The sequence below is a fragment of the Enterobacter sp. 6722112 genome, assembly GCF_058661685.1.
In genome coordinates this window covers 178,786-199,782 of record NZ_JBZWGR010000007.1, presented here as the reverse complement: position 1 = coordinate 199,782, position 20,997 = coordinate 178,786, and the positions used below count along the sequence as shown (strand labels likewise).

Below are 20,997 nucleotides of genomic sequence, written 5' to 3'. Positions count from 1 at the left end.
CCGTTTCATTAATGACCAACCGCCTTGCGTGATATAGTGAAGACTTTCGTGATGAGGAGGTCGACTTGTGAACACGCCTGATGCTGTTGTTGTACTGTGCACCGCCCCTGATGAAGCTTCTGCCCAGGATCTGGCCGCCAAAGTGTTGGCCGAAAAACTGGCTGCCTGTGTCACACTTCTTCCCGGCGCCACCTCCCTTTATTACTGGGAAGGCAAGCTGGAGCAAGAGTACGAAGTCCAGATGTTGCTCAAAACCAACCTGACAAACCAGCAGGCGCTCCTCGACTGCCTCAAGTCTCATCATCCATACCAAACCCCGGAGCTGCTGGTTCTGCCAGTGGTCCACGGCGATAACGATTATCTCTCATGGCTCAACGCTTCATTACGCTGATCCTGCTGCTGTGCAGCACGTCAGCTTTTGCCGGATTGTTTGACGCACCCGGCCGTTCGAACTTTATTCCTGCCGACCAGGCGTTCGTTTTCGACTTTCAGCAAAACCAGCACGATCTCAGTCTCACCTGGCAGGTGAAAGAGGGTTACTACCTCTATCGCAAGCAGGTCAGCATCACGCCGGCAAAGGCGAACGTCGGCGCATTGCAGATGCCCGCTGGCGAGTGGCACGAGGACGAGTTCTACGGTAAGAGTGAAATTTATCGTCAGCGCTTAAGCGTGCCCGTCACGGTGAATCAGGCGGATAAAGGCGCTACCCTGACGGTGACGTATCAGGGCTGCGCCGATGCGGGCTTCTGCTATCCCCCTGAAACAAAGGTCGTTCCGCTTAGCGAAGTGAAAGCGGCGGCCTCCCCTCTCCCCTCAGGGGAGAGGGCCAGGGTGAGGGGTGAAGGCGAAACCGCTTCAGACCTTCCGTTCTCAGCGCTTTGGGCGTTATTGATTGGTATCGGCATCGCCTTTACGCCCTGCGTACTGCCCATGTACCCGCTTATCTCTGGCATCGTGCTGGGCGGTAAACAACGCCTTTCCACTGCCCGCGCGCTGTTGCTGGCCTTTATCTATGTGCAGGGCATGGCGTTAACCTATACGGCGCTCGGCCTCGTGGTCGCCGCTGCCGGGTTGCAGTTCCAGGCCGCCCTTCAGCACCCTTATGTGCTTATCGGTCTGTCAGCGGTGTTTATTCTGCTGGCGCTGTCGATGTTTGGCCTGTTCACCCTGCAACTGCCTTCTTCCCTGCAAACGCGTCTGACGCTAATGAGCAACCGTCAGCAGGGTGGCTCTGCGGGCGGCGTGTTCGCCATGGGTGCCATCGCCGGGCTGATTTGCTCCCCCTGCACCACCGCGCCGCTGAGCGCCATCCTGTTATATATTGCCCAGAGCGGCAACCTGTGGCTCGGCGCCGGCACGCTGTACCTCTACGCGCTCGGCATGGGCCTGCCGCTGATCCTGGTGACGGTGTTTGGCAATCGTCTGTTGCCGAAGAGCGGACCGTGGATGGAGACGGTGAAAACCACGTTTGGTTTTGTCATTCTGGCGCTACCGGTATTCCTGCTGGAGCGCATCATTGGTGATGTGTGGGGTACACGTCTGTGGGCGATGCTCGGCGTGGCCTTCTTCAGTTGGGCGTTTATCGTGAGTCTGGGGGCGAAGAAACCGTGGATGCGCCTGCTACAGATCCTTCTGCTGGCGGCCGCGCTGGTGAGCGTCCGTCCACTACAGGACTGGGCGTTTGGCACCCCGGCAGGTCAAACGCAGGCTCATCTGAATTTTATACAGATTAAGAACGTGGATGACCTTAACCGCGCCCTGGCGCAGGCGAAAGGCAAACCGGTCATGCTCGATCTCTACGCCGACTGGTGCGTGGCCTGCAAAGAGTTTGAAAAATACACCTTCAGCGATCCGCAGGTACAACATGCGCTGAGCGATACCGTTCTGCTCCAGGCGAACGTTACCGCCAACAGCGCGCAGGATAAGGCTCTACTGAAGCAACTTAATGTGCTCGGGCTGCCTACCATCCTGTTCTTCAATGAACAGGGGGAAGAACAGCTGACGCAGCGTGTAACCGGGTTTATGGACGCGACGGCATTCAACGCGCATTTGCGCAATCGCCAACCGTAAACAACACTTTAGACGGGACAAACCGTTGGGAATAGCGGAGGAGATAACCGTGCAACGCGAAGACGTACTGGGACAAGCCCTGCAATTGCTTGAGATTCAAGGGATCGCCAGCACCACGCTTGAGATGGTCGCCGACCGTATCGATTACCCTCTGGATGAACTTAAGCGCTTCTGGCCGGATAAAGAGGCGCTGCTGTATGATGCCCTGCGCTATCTCAGCCAGCAGGTGGATATCTGGCGCAGGCAGCTGATGCTGAATGAAGAGCTGACCACCGAGCAAAAGCTGCTGGCGCGCTATACCGCACTGACGGAGTGTGTAACCAACAACCGTTACCCAGGCTGTCTGTTTATCGCCGCCTGCACCTACTATCCGGATCCCGGACACCCCATCCATCAACTGGCAGATCAGCAAAAACGTGCCGCGCACGAGTTCACACACGAGCTGCTGACCACACTTGAAGTGGATGACCCGGCAATGGTCGCGAAGCAGATGGAGCTGGTGCTGGAAGGTTGCCTGAGCCGCATGCTGGTGAACCGTAGCCAGGCGGATGTGGATACGGCGCACCGTCTGGCGGAAGATATTTTGCGGTTCGCGCAGTGTCGTATGGGTGGTGCTCTGACCTAAGCCAGCATTCCCGTCCAGGCGGAAATAAACAAGCACAGCGCCATCGCGCGCTGAAATCGCACCATCGCCACGGTGGTGCGGAAAATCCGGTTCACCGCCTTCCCCAGCCACGCCCAGCACAACAAACAGACCACGGAGATCGCCAGAAACCCTAGCGCCATCAGCGCAACATCCCGAAATGCATGGTCGCTTCCCCACACGCCAGCATCTGTCGGGCCTTTGCCAGGCGCAGCTGGATAAGCCAGGCGTGCGGTGCCAGGTGAAATTCGCGCTTAAAACAGCGGGTGAGCGTAAAGCGGTCCGTACCCGTCTCACGGGCAAGGTCTGACAGCCCCACGTTCTCGCCGATATGCGCATAGAGATAGTCGCGGGCACGATGCGCCACGGCGGAGCTTTGTAACTGCAACGGGAGTTTCTTACGCCAGTGGCAGTGGGCAGTGATCTGAGAGAGCAGGTTATCCATTGTGCTCTGTTGGACGATCTTCATTTCATCGTTATGCAACGAGGCAAATGTATCACCGATAGCGCGCACCAACTGAGGCTCTCGCGTCAGCGTTTGGGCAAAGTGGAGGGTGTAGCTCCCGGGAGTAGAGTCGTACAGCCCTTGAAGCGTACGGGTGAGCCAGTGTTCATCCAGATAAAAGGTCAGATAAGTAAAGCCCCCCTCTACCGGTGCATCACCGTCATGGATCTCCCCGGGCTCAAGTAAAAAAGCATCGCCCGGCTGGCTACGGTGGCGTTCACGGCGACAGTGGAACTGCTGCGTGCCGGAAAGGGTTATTCCGACCAGATAGCTATCATGCCAGTGGGGATCAAAGGCATGTCCTTCGAAATGCGCCTTAATTGTCTCAATACCTGTTTCTGCATGCTGACGCAGCTCAAGCCAGTCGTTTGCCATACTGCCCTCCTCTTACCGTCAGCATTGTCACATCTTGCCTGAACTGTCTGGAAGATTTGTGCAATTCCAGGGCACAAACGGACAGATTGCCGCAAACTTAAGCAGTTGAACAGCTTTTCCCGAAATAATGTTGACGATCGCGCGCGATTGCGGTTTAATGCGCTCCGTTGCCCGGATAGCTCAGTCGGTAGAGCAGGGGATTGAAAATCCCCGTGTCCTTGGTTCGATTCCGAGTCCGGGCACCAAATTCATATCAACGGACCTCCACGGAGGTCCGTTTTTCGTTTCAGAACGCCACAATTTAAGCGTTCTGCCTCCAAATCAATTCTACCGAACTCAACCAGATTCCCCCCACATCAACCCCATTGTGTGGGTATAATTGCGGGTATACCCCAGTTCGACAGAATTTGTACCCTCTTTAACGCATTCAGAAGGCTGAACTATGGCACTGACTGACGCAAAAATCCGGGCTGCAAAGCCCACCGACAAGGCTTATAAACTCACTGACGGGGCCGGCATGTTCCTGCTGGTTCATCCTAATGGTTCCCGTTACTGGCGTCTCCGTTATCGTATTCTGGGTAAGGAGAAAACCCTGGCACTTGGTGTGTATCCGGAAGTTTCTCTCTCCGAAGCTCGTACAAAACGAGATGAGGCCCGAAAACTGATTTCGGAGGGGGTTGACCCTTGCGAACAAAAAAGAGCTAAAAAAGTAGTCCCTGATTTACAACTCTCTTTTGAACATATTGCACGACGCTGGCATGCCAGTAATAAACAATGGGCACAATCACACAGCGATAAAGTACTCAAAAGCCTCGAGACACACGTTTTCCCCTTTATCGGCAACCGGGATATCACAACACTCCGTACCCCGGACCTGCTTATCCCTGTTCGTGCCGCAGAAGCTAAACAAATTTATGAAATCGCCAGTCGTCTGCAGCAAAGAATATCTGCTGTAATGCGTTATGCCGTACAGTCTGGCATCATCAGATATAATCCTGCTCTGGATATGGCTGGCGCATTGACCACTGTAAAACGCCAGCATCGCCCCGCTCTTGATCTTTCTCGCCTGCCTGAACTTTTGTCGCGTATTAGCAGTTACAAGGGGCAACCTGTCACCCAGCTTGCCGTTATGCTGAATTTACTGGTTTTTATTCGTTCCAGTGAACTCAGATACGCCCGGTGGTCTGAAATTGATATTGACAATGCCATGTGGACTATTCCAGCCGAACGCGAACCTCTGCCCGGCGTAAAATTCTCACACCGGGGCTCCAAGATGCGAACACCACATCTTGTGCCACTCAGCAAACAGGCTGTAGCCATACTGACAGAACTTCAGACATGGGCAGGTGAAAATGGTCTGATATTTACGGGTGCACATGACCCGCGTAAACCAATCAGTGAAAATACTGTAAATAAAGCCCTGAGGGTGATGGGGTATGACACAACTCAGGAAGTCTGTGGCCATGGATTCCGGGCGATGGCGTGCAGTGCATTGATTGAATCAGGTTTGTGGTCCCGCGATGCTGTGGAACGTCAGATGAGCCATCAGGAGCGTAATGGTGTACGTGCTGCGTATATCCATAAAGCAGAACATCTGGAAGAACGGCGACTGATGTTGCAATGGTGGGCCGATTTTCTGGATGCGAACCGGGAGAAGGGTATCAGTCCGTTTGAATATGCAAAGATTAACAATCCATTAAGGAAGGTGCGAATAAGCAGGTCATTTCTTCCCAAGCTGACTCGCTGATTAAAATTTCGCGGATCTGGGCCGATTTTTTTCCCGCAAACACATCGAATCAGCCTATTTAGGCTATTTTTTCCACCATTTCTGGCGTTATTTCCGGTTTTTACTGAGATCTCTCCCACTGACGTATCATTTGGTCCACCCGAAACAGGTTGGCCAGGGTGAATAACATCGCCAGTTGGTTATCGTTTTTCAGCAGCCCCTTGTATCTGGCTTTCACGAAGCCGAACTGCCGCTTGATGATGCGAAACGGGTGCTCCACCCTGGCACGGATGCTGGCTTTCATGTATTCGATGTTGATGGTCGTTTTGTTCTTGCGCGGATGCTGCTTCAAGGTTTTTACCTTGCCGGGACGCTCGGCGATCAGCCAGTCCACATCCACCTCGGCCAGCTCCTCGCGCTGTGGCGCTCCTTGGTAGCCGGCATCGGCTGAGACAAATTGCTCCTCTCCATGAAGCAGATTACCCAGCTGATTGAGGTCATGCTCGTTGGCCGCGGTGGTGACCAGGCTGTGGGTCAGGCCACTCTTGGCATCGACACCAATGTGGGCCTTCATGCCAAAGTGCCACTGATTGCCTTTCTTGGTCTGATGCATCTCCGGATCGCGTTGCTGCTCTTTGTTCTTGGTAGAGCTGGGTGCCTCAATGATGGTGGCATCCACCAAAGTGCCTTGGGTCATCATGACGCCTGCTTCGGCCAGCCAGCGACTGATGGTCTTGAACAATTGACGGGCCAGTTGATGCTGCTCGAGCAGGTGGCGGAAATTCATGATGGTGGTGCGATCCGGCAGGGCGCTATCCAGGGATAATCGGGCAAACAGGCGCATGGAGGCGATTTCGTACAGGGCATCTTCCATGGCACCGTCGCTCAGGTTGTACCAATGCTGCATGCAGTGAATACGCAGCATGGTCTCCAGCGGATAGGGCCGTCGGCCATTGCCCGCCTTGGGATAAAACGGCTCGATGACAGCGGTCATATTCTGCCATGGCAAAATCTGCTCCATGCGGGAGAGGAAAATCTCTTTTCGGGTCTGACGGCGCTTAGTGCTGAATTCACTATCGGCGAAGGTGAGTTGATGGCTCATGATGTCCCTCTGGGATGCGCTCCGGATGAATATGATGATCTCATATCAGGAACTTGTTCGCACCTTCCTTAAAATAGTAAGCAGTCCGGGCAATCAGCCCGGACTGCTTTAACTAATTATTTTTCTTTGAAATGATGACGAAGATTGATGTTTCTGACAAGTTACTCCGGCTTCCATTAAAGTCCCTTCGTCACGTTCTTCAGGCTATTTATGACTGTGATTAGCACCAGGAATATATGGTTTCCATGAGAGCAAGTAATAACCCCCGGTGTTTTCGGCTGCTCTGGTATCCCCGTCCAACACATGCAGTTATTATAAACGGTAAAAAATGTATTCACTGTTATGAAATCAATAGTCCTGACGTACTGTTTAATGAGCTTGTGTTCTGAACCTCGTACAACCAGTTCATTTGATATCGAATTATAAACAAAACATTGCATCCAACTTTTTCAATATGGACAATAGCTGTCCATACGGTGATTTTATATTCGATAAATCAATGGATTTCATTGAGTCACAGGACGGCTTTGTTGAATAAATCAGATTTCGGGTAAGTCTCCCCCGTAGCGGGTTGTGTTTTCAGGCAATACGCACGCTTTCAGGCATACCTGCTTTCGTCATTTTGTTCAGCGCTCGTACCAGGGCCATAGCCTCCGCAACCTGACCATCGTAGTCACGCAGCGTCAGTGAACCCCCGAACAGCTGTTTTACCCGGTACATCGCCGTTTCCGCTATCGAGCGACGGTTGTAATCTGTTGTCCATTTCCACCGCGCATTACTCCCGGTCATTCGCTGATTGTAAGCGTCGTCTCAGCACCGTCTGGCAGATCCTGAAATTCCTGAGAGGATAATGGACACCAAATATGGTGGACGCTATCCATGAAATCATTAACCGCAGTGCGTAAAAAAAGCCCTAATTATCCCGTTGAGTTCAAAATCAAAATGGTTGAACTCTCGCATCGACCAGAGATCTCCGTAGCGCAACTCGCTCGTGAGCATGGGATCAACGATAATTTGCTGTTCAAGTGGCGCCAGTACTGGCGCGAAGGAAAACTACGTCCTCCTTCAACAACAGAAAACAACGTGCCTGAGCTGTTCCCGATAACACTTGATGCCGAAGATGTTGTCCCTGCAACCTCCCCCCGGTCACAACCTGTAGCTGCTGCGGCACCTGAATCACTCAATATCAGCTGTGAAGTGACGTTCCGGCACGGATCACTCCGTCTGAATGGTGCCATCAGCGAAAATATCCTGAACCTGCTGATACGGGAGCTCAAACGTTGATCCCATTACCATCAGGGACAAAGATCTGGCTGGTCGCTGGCATCACCGATATGAGAAACGGCTTCAACGGCCTGGCGGCAAAGGTGCAGACGACGCTGAAAGACGATCCGATGTCAGGTCACGTTTTTATCTTCCGTGGGCGTAATGGCAGTCAGGTAAAGCTCCTCTGGTCTACCGGCGATGGACTGTGTCTGCTGACCAAACGGCTGGAGCGCGGCCGCTTCGCCTGGCCGTCAGCCCGGGATGGCAAAGTGTTCCTCACACCGGCACAGCTGGCGATGCTCCTTGAAGGTATCGACTGGCGGCAGCCTAAAAGACTGCTTACGTCACTGACTATGTTGTAGGCCTCTTTATCCTGGTCGACGCTGAATGAGCCTGGTAATATACCCGGTATGAACAGCTTACTTCCTGACGATATCGATGAACTGAAACGTCTCCTTGCCGAACAGGAGGCGCTGAACCGTGCCCTTCTGGAAAAGCTGAACGAGCGTGAACGCGAAATAGATCACCTGCAGGCGCAACTGGATAAGCTGCGCCGGATGAACTTCGGCAGCCGCTCCGAAAAAGTCTCCCGCCGTATCGCGAAGATGGAAGCCGACCTTAAGCAGTTGCAGAAAGAAAGCGATACCCTTACCGGCCGGGTGGATGACCCGGCCGTGCAGCGCCCGCTGCGGCAGACCCGTACCCGCAAACCGTTCCCTGAATCACTTCCCCGTGACGAAAAACGGCTGCTGCCGGCAGCGTCATGCTGCCCGGAATGTGGTGGTGCGCTGAGTTACCTGGGTGAAGATGCCGCCGAACAGCTGGAGCTGATGCGCAGCGCCTTCCGGGTTATCCGGACAGTACGTGAAAAGCATGCCTGTACTCAGTGCGATGCCATCGTGCAGGCCCCCGCGCCTTCACGGCCCATCGAGCGGGGTATCGCAGGACCGGGGCTGCTGGCCCGCGTGCTGAGTTCAAAGTATGCAGAGCACACCCCGCTGTACCGCCAGTCTGAAATATACGGCCGCCAGGGTGTGGAGCTGAGCCGCTCACTGCTGTCGGGCTGGGTGGATGCGTGTTGCCGGCTACTGTCACCGCTGGAAGGGGCGCTTCAGGACTATGTGCTGACTGACGGTAAGCTCCATGCTGATGACACGCCTGTCCCGGTGCTGTTGCCAGGTAATAAGAAAACGAAGACCGGGCGGTTGTGGACGTACGTTCGTGACGACCGTAACGCCGGGTCAGAGCTGGCGCCGGCAGTGTGGTTCGCTTACAGCCCGGACAGAAAAGGTATCCACCCGCAGAGCCATCTCGCTGGCTTCAGCGGTGTTCTGCAGGCGGATGCGTACGCCGGGTTCAACGAACTGTACCGCAATGGACAGATAACGGAAGCTGCCTGCTGGGCTCATGCCCGCCGCAAGATCCACGATGTGCACGTTCGCACCCCGTCAGCGCTGACGGAGGAAGCCCTGAAACGGATCGGTGAGTTATATGCCATCGAGGCGGAAATAAGGGGGATGCCGGCGAAGCGACGCCTTGCAGAACGTCAGCAAAAAGCTAAACCGCGGCTGAAATCCCTGGAAAGCTGGCTGCGTGAAAAGGTGAAAACGCTGTCGCGACACTCAGAACTGGCGAAAGCGTTCACGTACGTACTGAACCAGTGGCCGGCGCTGGCTTACTATACTGACGACGGCTGGGCCGAGGCAGATAACAACATAGCTGAGAATGCGCTACGGATGGTCAGCCTGGGCCGCAAAAACTACCTGTTCTTCGGTTCGGATCATGGAGGAGAGCGGGGAGCGCTGCTGTACAGCCTGATCGGGACATGCAAACTGAACGGAGTGGAGCCAGAAAGCTACCTTCGCCATGTGCTTGATGTTATAGCTGACTGGCCGATAAACCGGGTCAGCGAACTACTCCCCTGGCGCGTAGCACTGCCAACTGAATAACACATCCCCGTCAATACGGTTCTCGCTGCACGCTTACCGCTGATTAGCCACTGCACGGTTACGGTCTGCATATTCACCGGGCCAGTAACCCGCACCTTTTCGGGGAGGGATAAGGGCGCTGATTTTCTTACGCCGCAGTTCATCGTGACAGAGCCGGGTGTCGTAAGCGCCGTCTGCCGATGCTGCCCTGATTTTTCTGTGAGTCTGCCGGATAAGACCCGGGAAGGCTTCTGAGTCCGTCACATTGTTCAGCGACAGGTCTGCACAGATGATTTCATGTGTTTTGCTGTCAACTGCCAGATGCAACTTTCGCCATATACGACGGCGTTCTTTGCCGTGTTTTTTGACTTTCCATTCGCCTTCACCAAAGACCTTCAGCCCGGTGGAATCAATCACCAGATGCGCGATTTCACCTCGGGTGAACGTTTTGAAACTGACATTAACCGACTTTGCGCGCTTGCTGACACTGGTGTAATCCGGGCAGCGCAACGGAACATTCATCAGTGTAAAAATGGAATCAATAAAACCCTGTGCAGCCCGTAGGGTCAACCTGAACACGCGTTTAATGACCAGAACGGTGGTGATGGCGAGATCAGAATAGCGCTGAGGTCTTCCCCGTGATGAAGGCGTTGCCGACTCATACCAGGCCTGAATAGCTTCATCATCCAGCCAGAAAGTTATGGAGCCACGGTTGATGAGGGCTTTATTGTAGGTGGGCCAGTTGGTGATTTTGAACTTTTGCTTTGCCACGGAACGGTCTGCGTTGTCGGGAAGATGCGTGATCTGATCCTTCAACTCAGCAAAAGTTCGATTTATTCAACAAAGTCATGTTATACTCAAAGTAGACAATCCTGATCTCAAGCGTACGTATTGTCCATGCGATGAATAAAGGAAAAGTTATGAAACACAAGCTTTCTGCAATCCTTATGGCCTTCATGTTGACGACGCCAGCTGCGTTTGCTGCCCCTGAAGCAGCAAACGGGACCGAGGCAACGACGGGTACTACTGGCACCACAACGACCACTACCGGTGCAACCACGACGGCTGCTACCACTGGTGGCGTGGCTGCTGGAGCTGTCGGCACGGCGACAGTTGTCGGTGTGGCAACGGCTGTTGGTGTGGCGACGTTGGCAGTAGTTGCAGCAAATGACAGTGGCGATGGCGGTTCTCATAACACCTCAACCACCACGTCCACTACGCGCTAATTCTGCTTAAACGCGTCGAAATTAAAGTTAAATAACACCCGGTTGCGATATTCGTACCGGGCTTTAGAGATTTGCATTTTTTTAATTAACCTTTCAAGGATTAAAGGTGCGCCCTCTTATTTTATCGATTTTCGCACTATTTCTTGCGGGATGTACGCACAGCCAGCAAAGTATGGTCGATACATTTCGCGCCAGCCTTTTCGATAATCAGGATATCACCGTAGCGGATCAGCAGATCCAGGCGTTGCCTTATTCCACGATGTATTTACGCCTTAATGAAGGGCAACGAATCTTTGTGGTACTGGGATATATAGAACAAGAACAAAGCAAATGGTTATCCCAGGATAACGCCATGCTGGTTACTCATAATGGACGTCTTTTAAAGACCGTCAAACTTAATAATAATCTGCTGGAAGTGACAAATTCCGGGCAGGACCCTCTGCGTAACGCGCTGGCAATAAAAGACGGCAGCCGCTGGACGCGCGATATTCTCTGGAGTGAAGACAACCATTTTCGCTCTGCGACCCTGAGTTCCACTTTTTCCTTTGCTGGATTAGAGACGCTGCATATTGCGGGTCGCGATGTGCTGTGTAATGTCTGGCAGGAAGAGGTGACTTCCACGCTGCCAGAAAAACAGTGGCAAAACACATTCTGGGTCGATTCGGCTACTGGCCAGGTTCGTCAAAGTCGGCAAATGTTAGGCGCAGGGGTTATTCCCGTAGAAATGACGTTTCTTAAACCCGCACCATGAATAAATTACAGTCGTATTTCATTGCCAGCGTACTTTACGTAATGACACCCCATGCCTTTGCGCAAGGAACGGTGACTATTTATCTGCCTGGCGAACAACAGACACTTTCCGTTGGCCCCGTGGAAAATGTTGCCCAGTTGGTGACACAACCGCAACTGCGCGATCGCCTCTGGTGGCCTGGTGCCTTGCTGACCGACTCTGCGGCGAAAGCTAAAGCGCTTAAAGACTACCAACATGTCATGGCACAGCTTGCTTCCTGGGAAGCAGAAGCTGACGACGATGTGGCGGCAACGATTAAATCCGTGCGCCAGCAGTTACTCAATCTCAATATCACTGGTCGCTTACCGGTCAAACTGGACCCTGATTTTGTACGAGTGGATGAGAACAGCAATCCCCCGCTGGTCGGGGACTATACGCTCTATACCGTACAGCGTCCGGTGACTATTACTCTGCTGGGTGCGGTTTCTGGGGCTGGGCAATTGCCCTGGCAGGCAGGCCGTAGCGTTACCGATTATCTGCAAGATCACCCCCGTCTTGCAGGCGCGGACAAGAATAACGTTATCGTGATTACGCCTGAGGGTGAGACTGTCGTCGCCCCTGTTGCCCTGTGGAATAAAAGACATGTGGAACCACCGCCTGGCAGCCAGCTTTGGTTAGGCTTTTCTGCGCATGTACTGCCCGAAAAATATGCTGATTTAAATGACCAGATTGTGTCTGTTTTAACGCAACGTGTTCCTGACTGATGAAGAAGAATTCTTATCTTTTAAGCTGCCTGGCCATTGCCGTCTCCAGTGCCTGTCATGCTGAAGTATTAACCTACCCGGATCCGCTGGGTTCGTCGCAATCGGACTTTGGCGGCACAGGATTGTTGCAGATGCCAAATGCGCGCATCGCACCGGAGGGTGAATTCAGCGTCAACTACCGGGATAACGATCAATACCGTTTCTACTCCACCTCCGTGGCGCTGTTCCCATGGCTGGAAGGCACCATTCGTTATACGGATGTGCGCACACGTAAATATAGCCAGTGGGAAGATTTCAGCGGCGATCAGTCATACAAAGACAAATCATTCGATTTTAAACTTCGCCTGTGGGAAGAAGGTTACTGGCTACCGCAAGTGGCGTTTGGTAAACGTGATATTGCTGGTACGGGTCTGTTTGACGGTGAGTATCTGGTGGCCAGCAAGCAAGCGGGGCCATTTGATTTCACCCTCGGGATGGCATGGGGCTACGCCGGTAATGCGGGCAATATTACCAACCCGTTTTGCCGGGTGAGCGATAAATATTGTCATCGCGCAGAGTCTCACGATGCGGGCGATATCAGCTTTAGCGATATCTTTCGTGGCCCGGCCTCCATCTTTGGCGGCATTGAGTATCAAACGCCGTGGAATCCCCTGCGTCTGAAACTCGAATACGACGGCAACAATTACCAGAATGATTTCGCTGGCAAACTGCCTCAGGCAAGCCATTTCAACGTCGGTGCAGTTTATCGCGCTGCCAACTGGGCAGACCTCAACCTGAGTTATGAACGCGGTAACACGTTGATGTTTGGTTTCACTTTACGGACCAATTTCAACGATCTGCGCCCTGCCCTGCGCGATACGCCAAAACCGGCATATCAACCTGCGCCTGAATCTGAAGGATTGCAGTACACCACGGTAGCAAACCAACTTACCGCCCTGAAGTATAACGCGGGCTTTGACGCGCCAGAAATTCAGCTACGCGATAAGACGCTGTATATGTCTGGTCAGCAATACAAATACCGTGATTCTCGTGAAGCGGTCGATCGTGCCAGCCGGATTCTGGTGAATAACCTGCCGCAAGGCGTTGAGAAGATTAGCGTGACGCAAAAGCGCGAGCATATGGCGATGGTGACTACCGAAACCGACGTAGCCAGCCTGCGCAAACAGCTGGCAGGTACAGCGTCTGGTCAATCAGAGCCACTGCAACAACAACGTGTTGAAGCTGAAGATCTTTCTGCCTTTGGTCGGGGCTACCGTATTCGTGAAGATCGCTTTAGCTACTCTTTCAACCCAACACTTTCACAGTCGCTGGGCGGCCCGGAAGATTTCTATATGTTCCAGCTGGGGCTGATGTCCAGCGCCCGCTACTGGTTTACTGACCACCTGCTGCTTGATGGCGGTATTTTCACCAATATTTACAATAACTACGACAAGTTTAAGTCTTCGCTATTACCCGCGGACTCTACCCTGCCCCGCGTGCGCACGCATATCCGTGATTACGTTCGCAATGACGTTTATCTCAACAACTTGCAGGCGAACTACTTTGCCGACTTAGGCAATGGTTTCTATGGCCAGGTGTATGGCGGTTATCTGGAAACGATGTACGCCGGTGTCGGTTCCGAGCTGCTTTATCGCCCGCTAGATGCCAGCTGGGCGCTGGGTGTGGACGTTAACTACGTGAAGCAACGTGACTGGGACAACATGATGCGCTTCACCGATTATTCCACACCCACAGGTTTCGTGACGGCTTACTGGAACCCGCCGACGCTCAATGGCGTACTGATGAAACTTAGCGTTGGGCAATATCTGGCAAAAGATAAAGGCGCAACGATCGACGTCGCCAAACGCTTTGACAGCGGCGTGGCGGTAGGGGTATGGGCGGCAATCAGTAACGTATCTAAAGATGACTATGGCGAAGGCGGCTTTAGTAAAGGTTTTTATATCTCGATTCCGTTCGACTTGATGACCATTGGACCTAACCGCAACCGCGCGGTGGTTTCGTGGACACCATTGACGCGTGATGGTGGACAAATGCTGTCACGCAAATACCAGCTCTATCCAATGACGGCAGAGCGAGAAGTACCGGTTGGACAATAACCTGACGTAATTCATAACATTACATTGACTGATAAATATAAACCAATGAAAAAGAACATTTTTAAGTTTTCGGTACTGACATTGGCTGTTCTGTCTTTGACAGCATGTACCCTTGTTCCTGGTCAGAATTTATCGACCAGTAACAAGGATGTCATTGAACTACCTGACAATCAGTATGACCTGGACAAAATGGTCAATATCTATCCCGTCACGCCAGGATTGATTGATCAGTTGCGCGCCAAACCGATTATGTCGCAGGCTAACCCGGAGCTGGAGCAGCAAATCGCGAACTATGAATATCGTATCGGCATTGGTGATGTGTTGATGGTTACGGTCTGGGATCACCCGGAACTAACCACCCCCGCAGGGCAATACCGTAGCGCCAGTGATACCGGCAACTGGGTTAACGCCGATGGTGCGATTTTCTACCCCTATATTGGTCGCCTGAAAGTGGCCGGGAAAACACTTACCCAGGTACGCAACGAGATTACAGCGCGTCTCGATTCAGTCATTGAAAGCCCGCAAGTCGATGTCAGCGTCGCGACGTTCCGCTCGCAAAAAGCGTACGTCACCGGCGAAGTCAGCAAATCGGGTCAGCAGCCGATTACCAATATTCCTCTGACCATCATGGATGCGATTAACGCCGCGGGCGGTCTGACCGCAGATGCAGACTGGCGCAATGTGGTGCTCACCCAGAATGGCGTAAAGACCAAAGTGAACCTCTATGCGCTGATGCAGCGTGGCGACTTGCGCCAGAACAAACTGCTGCACCCGGGCGATATTTTATTTATTCCGCGCAACGATGATCTGAAAGTCTTCGTGATGGGTGAAGTGGGTAAACAGAGCACGCTGAAAATGGACCGCAGCGGTATGACCCTGGCGGAAGCGCTGGGTAACGCTGAGGGTATGAATCAGGATGTCGCTGATGCGACGGGGATTTTTGTTATTCGTGCAACGCAAAACAAGCAGAATGGCAAAATCGCCAATATTTATCAGCTGAATGCGAAGGACGCATCGGCAATGATACTCGGAACGGAATTCCAGCTTGAACCTTACGACATTGTTTATGTCACTACCGCGCCGCTGGCTCGTTGGAACCGTGTGATTTCCCTGCTGGTACCGACGATTTCCGGGGTGCATGACCTGACAGAGACTTCACGGTGGATTCAAACATGGCCCAACTAAAATTTAACTCAATCCTGGTGGTTTGTACCGGCAACATTTGCCGTTCGCCCATTGGCGAGCGCTTGCTGCGTAAACGTCTGCCAGGCGTAAAAGTCAAATCGGCAGGTGTTCATGGTCTGGTAAAACACCCTGCAGATGCGACAGCAGCAGATGTTGCCGCTAATCATGGCGTATCTCTTGAAGGACATGCCGGACGTAAGCTCACTGCTGAGATGGCACGAAATTACGATCTGATTCTGGCAATGGAGTCGGAACATATTGCTCAGGTTACCGCAATCGCTCCCGAGGTCCGCGGGAAGACAATGCTGTTTGGGCAATGGCTGGAACAGAAAGAGATCCCGGATCCCTATCGTAAAAGTCAGGACGCATTTGAACATGTCTACGGTATGTTGGAGCGCGCCAGTCAGGAATGGGCGAAGCGCCTCAGCCGGTAATTTGAGTTTATAAAATACGATGACAACTAAAAATATGAATACGCCACCAGGCAGCACTCAGGAAAATGAGATCGATCTGCTTCGTCTGGTCGGCGAGTTATGGGATCACCGTAAGTTTATTATCAGCGTGACCGCGTTATTCACACTGATCGCTGTCGCTTACTCGCTGTTAAGCACGCCAATTTATCAGGCAGATACTCTGGTCCAGGTTGAGCAGAAACAGGGCAACGCCATTCTCAGCGGCCTGAGCGATATGATCCCTAACTCATCGCCCGAGTCTGCACCGGAGATCCAACTGCTGCAATCGCGCATGATTCTCGGTAAAACCATTGCTGAACTGAATCTGCGCGACATGGTTGAGCAGAAGTATTTTCCGATTGTGGGTCGCGGCTGGGCGAGATTAACCAAAGAAAAACCAGGTGAGCTGGCGATCAGCTGGATGCATATTCCACAACTGAATGGTCAGGATCAGCAACTGACACTCACGGTTGGGGAAAACGGCCACTATACGCTGGAAGGTGAAGAGTTCACCGTCAATGGTATGGTCGGCCAGCGTCTGGAAAAAGATGGCGTTGCGCTGACTATCGCGGACATTAAGGCCAAACCAGGAACACAGTTTGTCCTGAGCCAGCGTACCGAACTGGAAGCGATTAACGCGTTGCAGGAAACCTTTACCGTTAGCGAACGCAGTAAAGAAAGCGGGATGCTGGAACTTACCATGACTGGTGATGATCCCCAGTTGATTACTCGTATTCTGAACAGCATCGCTAACAACTATTTGCAACAGAATATCGCTCGCCAGGCGGCGCAGGATTCACAAAGCCTTGAATTCTTACAGCGCCAGTTGCCAGAAGTGCGCAGCGAGCTGGACCAGGCGGAAGAAAAACTCAACGTTTATCGCCAGCAGCGCGATTCGGTTGACCTTAACCTGGAAGCCAAAGCCGTTCTTGAGCAGATTGTGAACGTTGATAATCAACTCAATGAGCTGACCTTCCGCGAGGCAGAGATCTCCCAGCTGTATAAGAAAGATCACCCAACTTATCGTGCGCTGCTGGAAAAACGCCAGACGCTAGAGCAAGAACGCAAACGCCTGAATAAGCGGGTATCGGCTATGCCTTCCACCCAACAGGAAGTGTTGCGTTTAAGTCGTGACGTAGAAGCGGGCCGTGCGGTATATCTGCAATTACTTAACCGCCAGCAGGAGTTGAGTATTTCGAAATCCAGTGCCATTGGTAACGTGCGGATTATCGACCCGGCAGTCACTCAGCCGCAGCCAGTGAAACCGAAAAAAGCGTTGAATGTGGTGCTTGGTTTTATTCTTGGCCTGTTTATTTCGGTGGGTGCCGTGCTGGCGCGTGCGATGTTGCGTCGTGGTGTAGAAGCCCCGGAACAACTGGAAGAGCACGGCATCAGCGTTTATGCCACCATCCCGATGTCCGAGTGGCTGGATAAACGTACCCGTCTGCGTAAGAAAAATTTATTTTCTAATCAGCAGCGCCATCGTAATAAAAATATCCCCTTCCTGGCGGTGGATAACCCGGCGGATTCTGCTGTGGAAGCCGTACGTGCGCTACGAACCAGTCTGCATTTCGCTATGATGGAGACTGAGAATAACATTCTGATGATCACCGGTGCGACGCCAGACAGTGGTAAAACATTTGTCAGTTCAACTCTGGCAGCGGTGATCGCCCAGTCCGATCAAAAAGTGTTATTTATTGATGCCGACTTACGCCGTGGTTATTCGCATAACCTGTTTACCGTGAGTAATGCACATGGCTTGTCGGAATATCTGGCAGGTAAAGATGAGCTCAACAAAGTGATCCAGCATTTTGGCAAAGGAGGCTTTGATGTGATTACTCGCGGTCAGGTGCCACCTAACCCGTCTGAACTGCTGATGCGCGATCGGATGCGTCAATTACTGGAATGGGCGAACGACCATTACGATCTGGTGATTGTCGATACGCCGCCGATGCTGGCGGTGAGCGATGCTGCGGTCGTGGGGCGCTCTGTCGGCACCAGCCTGCTGGTTGCGCGTTTTGGCCTGAACACCGCCAAAGAGGTGAGCTTGTCAATGCAGCGTCTGGAACAGGCAGGCGTCAATATTAAAGGCGCTATCCTCAATGGTGTGATTAAACGCGCCAGCACCGCTTACAGTTACGGCTATAACTATTACGGTTATAGTTACTCCGAGAAAGAGTAAAACTGAAGGTAAAGTGACCGGATGCGGCGTGAACGCCTTTTCCGGTCTACGCATTAGACAGTTCTTCGTTTGTCATTAGCCTCAGAGCATTCAGGTAGCTGAATGCTCTTTTTTATGCATTACAAACTGCACGCCGGTATGCGTGCTTCATTCACGATTTGCGTAAAACCGGCCAACGAACACATGCCCTGCGCATTTCGCTCTTCACATCCTGCCAGGGTCAGTTTCACCTCTCCGGGCGGCGTATTTAATGACAGCGGCGTTTTATCACGCATCTGCTGTAAAGTCTGGAAGACCAGCGAAACCTGAATCCACTGGCTGTTATCGCTTAGCCGACGCCAGCGTTCAAACACCAGTTCACCACCTGACGGCGTGTTATCCGGCTGACCTGGAAGCGTCCAGTTGAGCTCCAGTGCGCCGCCGAGATTTGCCAGATTAGTATCGTGTCCGGCGATAAACAGCACTGAAGTGGGTAATATCACACCATACGCCTGTTTTTGCGGTGGATGGGGCGTCAACGCTGTCATGATCAAATCCAACAACGGGGTGGCGCGGCTGCGGGCAACCTCCGGCGTGCGTTGTAGTAAATAAAATTGCGCGTTATGCAAACTTAGCAACGTGTTCCACTGGTGTGAATCAGTGATCCTTCCCCACCCCGGCTCCGGCATTCCCTGTGCCTGTTGCAGGAGAAATATCTCCGTCAGCATTGATGCGAGGCTTACCGCACCGGTTAATGAGACATTGTCGGCGCTCACCTTGAGTTCCGATGGTAATGCCTGCGTTAATGAACAGCTTTCGTCCTGTTTCTCACGGTTAAGGCACAAGTTTGATTGCGGAAAATTAAGCACCCGTTCCAGTTCGCGAAACGCCGTTTGCCGATGCCCGGTAAAGTCAGCAATTGACCCTCCTGCCCTGCTGAGGATCGCGTCAGTCACGTTCGCGTTATCCAGTTGGCAAACGCCAGTTTTTAGAGGATTAAATAACGGATCGGGACTGGACGTATCTGCCTGGGTATGTACGGTTATTGCACAGTCAGGTGCCAGCCCGGCGGCGAAGGCTTCGCCTGTTTTACGGGTACGCTCGTCGACATCAGCAATAATCGCGACCTGACCAGGCTGCGGGCAGCCCTTTTTCGTCAGCAATCCGTCGGCTACCAGACGCTGGCGTTGGTAATGTCCGAGATAAGCGATTAGCTCACCACCGCGCGGTGTCAGCCAACCCAGTTTTACCGGCCAGGTTGGCCATGCGTCTGGGGTGACATCCTGCATCAGTTGCGTGGCCTTGGTTGGGGCACGCACACCATGACGACTGACAATCACCACACTTTCCAGCTTCAGCTCCGGCTCACTCTGAGCGAATGCAGATTGCGGGGTTAACGGAATCAGAAGAGATAAAAATGGGATCAAGATCGCTTTCATCGATATGTTTCCGCTTTTCATATCCGACATTATTGATTGCCTGATACGACGCTAATGCGCCGCATCAGACTTACGTTCGTTAACTTTTCAATCGCGGGTCCAGCCATACCAACACAAGGGTGGAGAGCGAACACATCAACAAAATGCCGACGAACCAAAGTAAATACCACATTGTTCCTGCTCCTTAGTACAGCTCGTTTTCGTTACGGCGGAGAGTTTCTGTCGTCATGCGCCCCCACATTTTGTAGTAGCTCCAGAGAGTGTAGAGCAACACAATGGGCAAAAATATCAGCACGATTACCAACATAATACTCAGCGTCAGCTGACTGGAAGTGCTGTCCCACAACGTCAGGCTGGAGATTGGACTCACGCTTGACGGCATGACAAAGGGGAACAGCGTGATGCCTGCCGTGAAAATCACGCCAAATTGCATCAATGATGCCATCAAAAATCCCCAACCCGGGCGACCACGATAAATCGCCATCACCGTCAGCAATGGGCAGAAGAACCCCAGTAGCGGGAAGATCCACAAAACGGGCGACTCGACAAAATTATTCATCCAGGCACCAGGTAGCACTGCCACCAGTTTCATTAACGGATTGGAAGGACCGTTAGCATCCTGGGCGAGCAGTACAAAGCCATCAATACCGACCCACAGCCAGTAACCCGCCAGCAAAAAGCACAGCATCACCAACAGTGCAGCGCGTTTAGTCGCCAGCTGTGAACGCAGATGAATCACACCAACAGTTTTCAGTTGTAACCAGACGCCACCTTGCAAAATCACCATCCCAAGGCTGAGCAATCCGCACAATAAAGGGAATGGCGTCAGCAGTTGCCAGAAGCTGCCGAGATACTCCACGCGTAATTGCGGTGTGAAGGCAAACGGCACGCCGAGCAACAAGTTGCCGAAGGCGATACCGAAGACTACCGGCGGCACCAGACTGCCGATGACCAGACCGGCATCCCACATTTTACGCCAGCGTGCATCGGCGATTTTTCCGCGATAATCAAAGGCCAGCGGGCGGAAGAACAGCGAGCACAGCACCAGGATCATCGCCACATAAAAGCCGGAAAACGCCGCTGCATACACTCTGGGCCAGGCGGCAAATAATGCCCCACCTGCGAGGATCAACCAGACCTGATTGCCTTCCCAGTGCGCACCAACGCTATTAATCACTATCCGGCGTTCATCATCATTACGCGCCACCAGCGGCAGCAAACAGCCGATCCCCATGTCAAATCCGTCGGAGATCATAAAGACCACCAGGATCACGCCAATCAGCAGCCACCAGATGAAGCGCAATGTTTCATAATCAAACATGATTTTCT

Annotated in this window: 18 protein-coding genes, 1 tRNA gene and 4 pseudogenes; 15 read left to right on the top strand and 8 right to left on the bottom strand. The window is 52.7% G+C overall.

Translation table 11 applies throughout. The annotated features are described in order from the left end of the window. The first annotated feature begins 67 nt into the window (after positions 1-67). Genes cutA through AC4OVU_RS02485 form a run of 3 tightly spaced genes read left to right on the top strand, consistent with a single transcriptional unit; the run spans position 68 to position 2,695 of the window. The gene (gene cutA / locus AC4OVU_RS02495) at positions 68-391 is read left to right on the top strand and encodes a divalent cation tolerance protein CutA (RefSeq protein WP_003855908.1); all 324 of its coding nucleotides are present in this window, start codon (positions 68-70) and stop codon (positions 389-391) included. Continuing rightward, complete coding sequence (locus AC4OVU_RS02490) at positions 367-2,070, top strand: protein-disulfide reductase DsbD (RefSeq protein WP_032671508.1); 1,704 nt, start codon at positions 367-369, stop codon at positions 2,068-2,070. The genes cutA and AC4OVU_RS02490 overlap by 25 nt, the downstream gene beginning before the upstream one ends. A 49-nt stretch (positions 2,071-2,119) precedes the next feature. Further along, positions 2,120-2,695, top strand: coding sequence for a transcriptional regulator (locus AC4OVU_RS02485; RefSeq protein WP_017383972.1), 576 nt, complete (start codon positions 2,120-2,122; stop codon positions 2,693-2,695). On the opposite strand, the pseudogene AC4OVU_RS02480 reads toward AC4OVU_RS02485, so the two are convergent. Both AC4OVU_RS02480 and AC4OVU_RS02475 read right to left on the bottom strand, forming a co-directional pair. Beyond that, a pseudogene (locus AC4OVU_RS02480) lies at positions 2,692-2,886 on the bottom strand (LysE family translocator); the annotation flags it as partial. The gene AC4OVU_RS02485 and the pseudogene AC4OVU_RS02480 sit on opposite strands and share 4 nt — an antisense overlap. Then, positions 2,886-3,593, bottom strand: a pseudogene (locus tag AC4OVU_RS02475) (AraC family ligand binding domain-containing protein); the annotation flags it as partial. The pseudogenes AC4OVU_RS02480 and AC4OVU_RS02475, both read right to left, overlap by 1 nt. Positions 3,594-3,762: 169 nt before the next feature. Between AC4OVU_RS02475 and AC4OVU_RS02470 the strand changes: the two are divergent. After that, positions 3,763-3,838: transfer RNA gene (locus AC4OVU_RS02470), tRNA-Phe, on the top strand. A 197-nt stretch (positions 3,839-4,035) separates the two neighbouring features. Continuing rightward, positions 4,036-5,340 (top strand): tyrosine-type recombinase/integrase, encoded by a 1,305-nt coding sequence (locus AC4OVU_RS02465; protein WP_193143463.1) that lies wholly within the window; start codon positions 4,036-4,038, stop codon positions 5,338-5,340. 100 nt (positions 5,341-5,440) lie between these two features. On the opposite strand, the gene AC4OVU_RS02460 is transcribed toward AC4OVU_RS02465, so the two are convergent. Together AC4OVU_RS02460 and AC4OVU_RS02455 are read right to left on the bottom strand one after the other, a co-directional pair. Beyond that, a complete protein-coding gene (locus AC4OVU_RS02460) occupies positions 5,441-6,421 on the bottom strand; it encodes an IS5-like element ISKpn26 family transposase (RefSeq protein ID WP_172514185.1) in 981 nt (326 codons plus the stop codon). Positions 6,422-7,000: 579 nt separating this feature from the next. Further along, positions 7,001-7,219 (bottom strand): annotated as a pseudogene (locus AC4OVU_RS02455) (IS5/IS1182 family transposase); the annotation flags it as partial. Positions 7,220-7,300: 81 nt separating this feature from the next. Here AC4OVU_RS02455 and tnpA point away from each other — a divergent pair. Genes tnpA through AC4OVU_RS02440 form a run of 3 tightly spaced genes read left to right on the top strand, consistent with a single transcriptional unit; the run spans position 7,301 to position 9,636 of the window. Continuing rightward, positions 7,301-7,705 carry an IS66-like element accessory protein TnpA gene (gene tnpA / locus AC4OVU_RS02450; RefSeq protein WP_491928619.1) on the top strand — a complete coding sequence of 135 codons (405 nt, stop codon included), beginning with the start codon at positions 7,301-7,303 and terminating at the stop codon, positions 7,703-7,705. After that, positions 7,702-8,049 carry an IS66 family insertion sequence element accessory protein TnpB gene (gene tnpB / locus AC4OVU_RS02445; protein WP_000612626.1) on the top strand — a complete coding sequence of 116 codons (348 nt, stop codon included), beginning with the start codon at positions 7,702-7,704 and terminating at the stop codon, positions 8,047-8,049. The genes tnpA and tnpB overlap by 4 nt, the downstream gene beginning before the upstream one ends. Before the next feature lie 48 nt (positions 8,050-8,097). Further along, a complete protein-coding gene (locus AC4OVU_RS02440; RefSeq protein ID WP_004201219.1) occupies positions 8,098-9,636 on the top strand; it encodes an IS66-like element ISKpn24 family transposase in 1,539 nt (512 codons plus the stop codon). A 36-nt stretch (positions 9,637-9,672) separates the two neighbouring features. On the opposite strand, the pseudogene AC4OVU_RS02435 reads toward AC4OVU_RS02440, so the two are convergent. Beyond that, positions 9,673-10,431, bottom strand: a pseudogene (locus AC4OVU_RS02435) (IS5 family transposase); the annotation flags it as partial. 104 nt (positions 10,432-10,535) lie between these two features. On the opposite strand from AC4OVU_RS02435, the gene AC4OVU_RS02430 reads away from it, so the two are divergent. From AC4OVU_RS02430 to etk, 7 genes are all read left to right on the top strand, one after another. After that, positions 10,536-10,841 (top strand): threonine-rich inner membrane protein GfcA, encoded by a 306-nt coding sequence (locus AC4OVU_RS02430; protein WP_001299283.1) that lies wholly within the window; start codon positions 10,536-10,538, stop codon positions 10,839-10,841. Between the two features lie 106 nt (positions 10,842-10,947). Next, entirely contained in the window at positions 10,948-11,592 is a 645-nt protein-coding gene (gene gfcB / locus AC4OVU_RS02425) for a lipoprotein GfcB (protein ID WP_001301846.1), read from the top strand. Next, positions 11,589-12,335: a capsule biosynthesis GfcC family protein gene (locus tag AC4OVU_RS02420; protein WP_001038066.1), complete on the top strand. Its 747-nt coding sequence runs from the start codon at positions 11,589-11,591 to the stop codon at positions 12,333-12,335. Before gfcB ends, AC4OVU_RS02420 begins: the two co-directional genes overlap by 4 nt. Further along, positions 12,335-14,431 (top strand): YjbH domain-containing protein, encoded by a 2,097-nt coding sequence (locus AC4OVU_RS02415; RefSeq protein WP_045351199.1) that lies wholly within the window; start codon positions 12,335-12,337, stop codon positions 14,429-14,431. Before AC4OVU_RS02420 ends, AC4OVU_RS02415 begins: the two co-directional genes overlap by 1 nt. A gap of 45 nt (positions 14,432-14,476) precedes the next feature. Then, positions 14,477-15,616 (top strand): polysaccharide export protein, encoded by a 1,140-nt coding sequence (locus AC4OVU_RS02410; protein ID WP_110293078.1) that lies wholly within the window; start codon positions 14,477-14,479, stop codon positions 15,614-15,616. Beyond that, complete coding sequence (gene etp, locus AC4OVU_RS02405; protein WP_000057871.1) at positions 15,604-16,050, top strand: protein-tyrosine-phosphatase Etp; 447 nt, start codon at positions 15,604-15,606, stop codon at positions 16,048-16,050. The genes AC4OVU_RS02410 and etp overlap by 13 nt, the downstream gene beginning before the upstream one ends. A 19-nt stretch (positions 16,051-16,069) precedes the next feature. Further along, the gene (gene etk, locus AC4OVU_RS02400) at positions 16,070-18,250 is read left to right on the top strand and encodes a tyrosine-protein kinase (RefSeq protein WP_110293079.1); all 2,181 of its coding nucleotides are present in this window, start codon (positions 16,070-16,072) and stop codon (positions 18,248-18,250) included. A gap of 119 nt (positions 18,251-18,369) precedes the next feature. Here the strand turns inward: etk and appA are convergent, their stop codons facing one another. From appA to appB, 3 genes are all read right to left on the bottom strand, one after another. Beyond that, the gene (appA, locus tag AC4OVU_RS02395) at positions 18,370-19,668 is read right to left on the bottom strand and encodes a bifunctional acid phosphatase/4-phytase (RefSeq protein ID WP_110293081.1); all 1,299 of its coding nucleotides are present in this window, start codon (positions 19,666-19,668) and stop codon (positions 18,370-18,372) included. Between the two features lie 79 nt (positions 19,669-19,747). Next, positions 19,748-19,840 carry a cytochrome bd-II oxidase subunit CbdX gene (gene cbdX, locus AC4OVU_RS02390; RefSeq protein ID WP_000270305.1) on the bottom strand — a complete coding sequence of 31 codons (93 nt, stop codon included), beginning with the start codon at positions 19,838-19,840 and terminating at the stop codon, positions 19,748-19,750. Between the two features lie 12 nt (positions 19,841-19,852). Further along, complete coding sequence (gene appB, locus AC4OVU_RS02385) at positions 19,853-20,989, bottom strand: cytochrome d ubiquinol oxidase subunit II (RefSeq protein WP_000460803.1); 1,137 nt, start codon at positions 20,987-20,989, stop codon at positions 19,853-19,855. Positions 20,990-20,997 lie beyond the last annotated feature (8 nt).

Coding starts and splice junctions, on each gene's coding strand:
- etk (WP_110293079.1), top strand. CDS start 16,070: ATGACAACTAAAAATATGAATACGCCACCAGGCAGCACTCAGGAAAAT.
- AC4OVU_RS02420 (WP_001038066.1), top strand. CDS start 11,589: ATGAATAAATTACAGTCGTATTTCATTGCCAGCGTACTTTACGTAATG.
- etp (WP_000057871.1), top strand. CDS start 15,604: ATGGCCCAACTAAAATTTAACTCAATCCTGGTGGTTTGTACCGGCAAC.
- AC4OVU_RS02460 (WP_172514185.1), bottom strand. CDS start 6,421: ATGAGCCATCAACTCACCTTCGCCGATAGTGAATTCAGCACTAAGCGC.
- appB (WP_000460803.1), bottom strand. CDS start 20,989: ATGTTTGATTATGAAACATTGCGCTTCATCTGGTGGCTGCTGATTGGC.
- AC4OVU_RS02410 (WP_110293078.1), top strand. CDS start 14,477: ATGAAAAAGAACATTTTTAAGTTTTCGGTACTGACATTGGCTGTTCTG.
- cbdX (WP_000270305.1), bottom strand. CDS start 19,840: ATGTGGTATTTACTTTGGTTCGTCGGCATTTTGTTGATGTGTTCGCTC.
- AC4OVU_RS02490 (WP_032671508.1), top strand. CDS start 367: ATGGCTCAACGCTTCATTACGCTGATCCTGCTGCTGTGCAGCACGTCA.
- AC4OVU_RS02465 (WP_193143463.1), top strand. CDS start 4,036: ATGGCACTGACTGACGCAAAAATCCGGGCTGCAAAGCCCACCGACAAG.
- appA (WP_110293081.1), bottom strand. CDS start 19,668: ATGAAAGCGATCTTGATCCCATTTTTATCTCTTCTGATTCCGTTAACC.
- tnpA (WP_491928619.1), top strand. CDS start 7,301: ATGAAATCATTAACCGCAGTGCGTAAAAAAAGCCCTAATTATCCCGTT.
- AC4OVU_RS02415 (WP_045351199.1), top strand. CDS start 12,335: ATGAAGAAGAATTCTTATCTTTTAAGCTGCCTGGCCATTGCCGTCTCC.
- AC4OVU_RS02440 (WP_004201219.1), top strand. CDS start 8,098: ATGAACAGCTTACTTCCTGACGATATCGATGAACTGAAACGTCTCCTT.
- AC4OVU_RS02430 (WP_001299283.1), top strand. CDS start 10,536: ATGAAACACAAGCTTTCTGCAATCCTTATGGCCTTCATGTTGACGACG.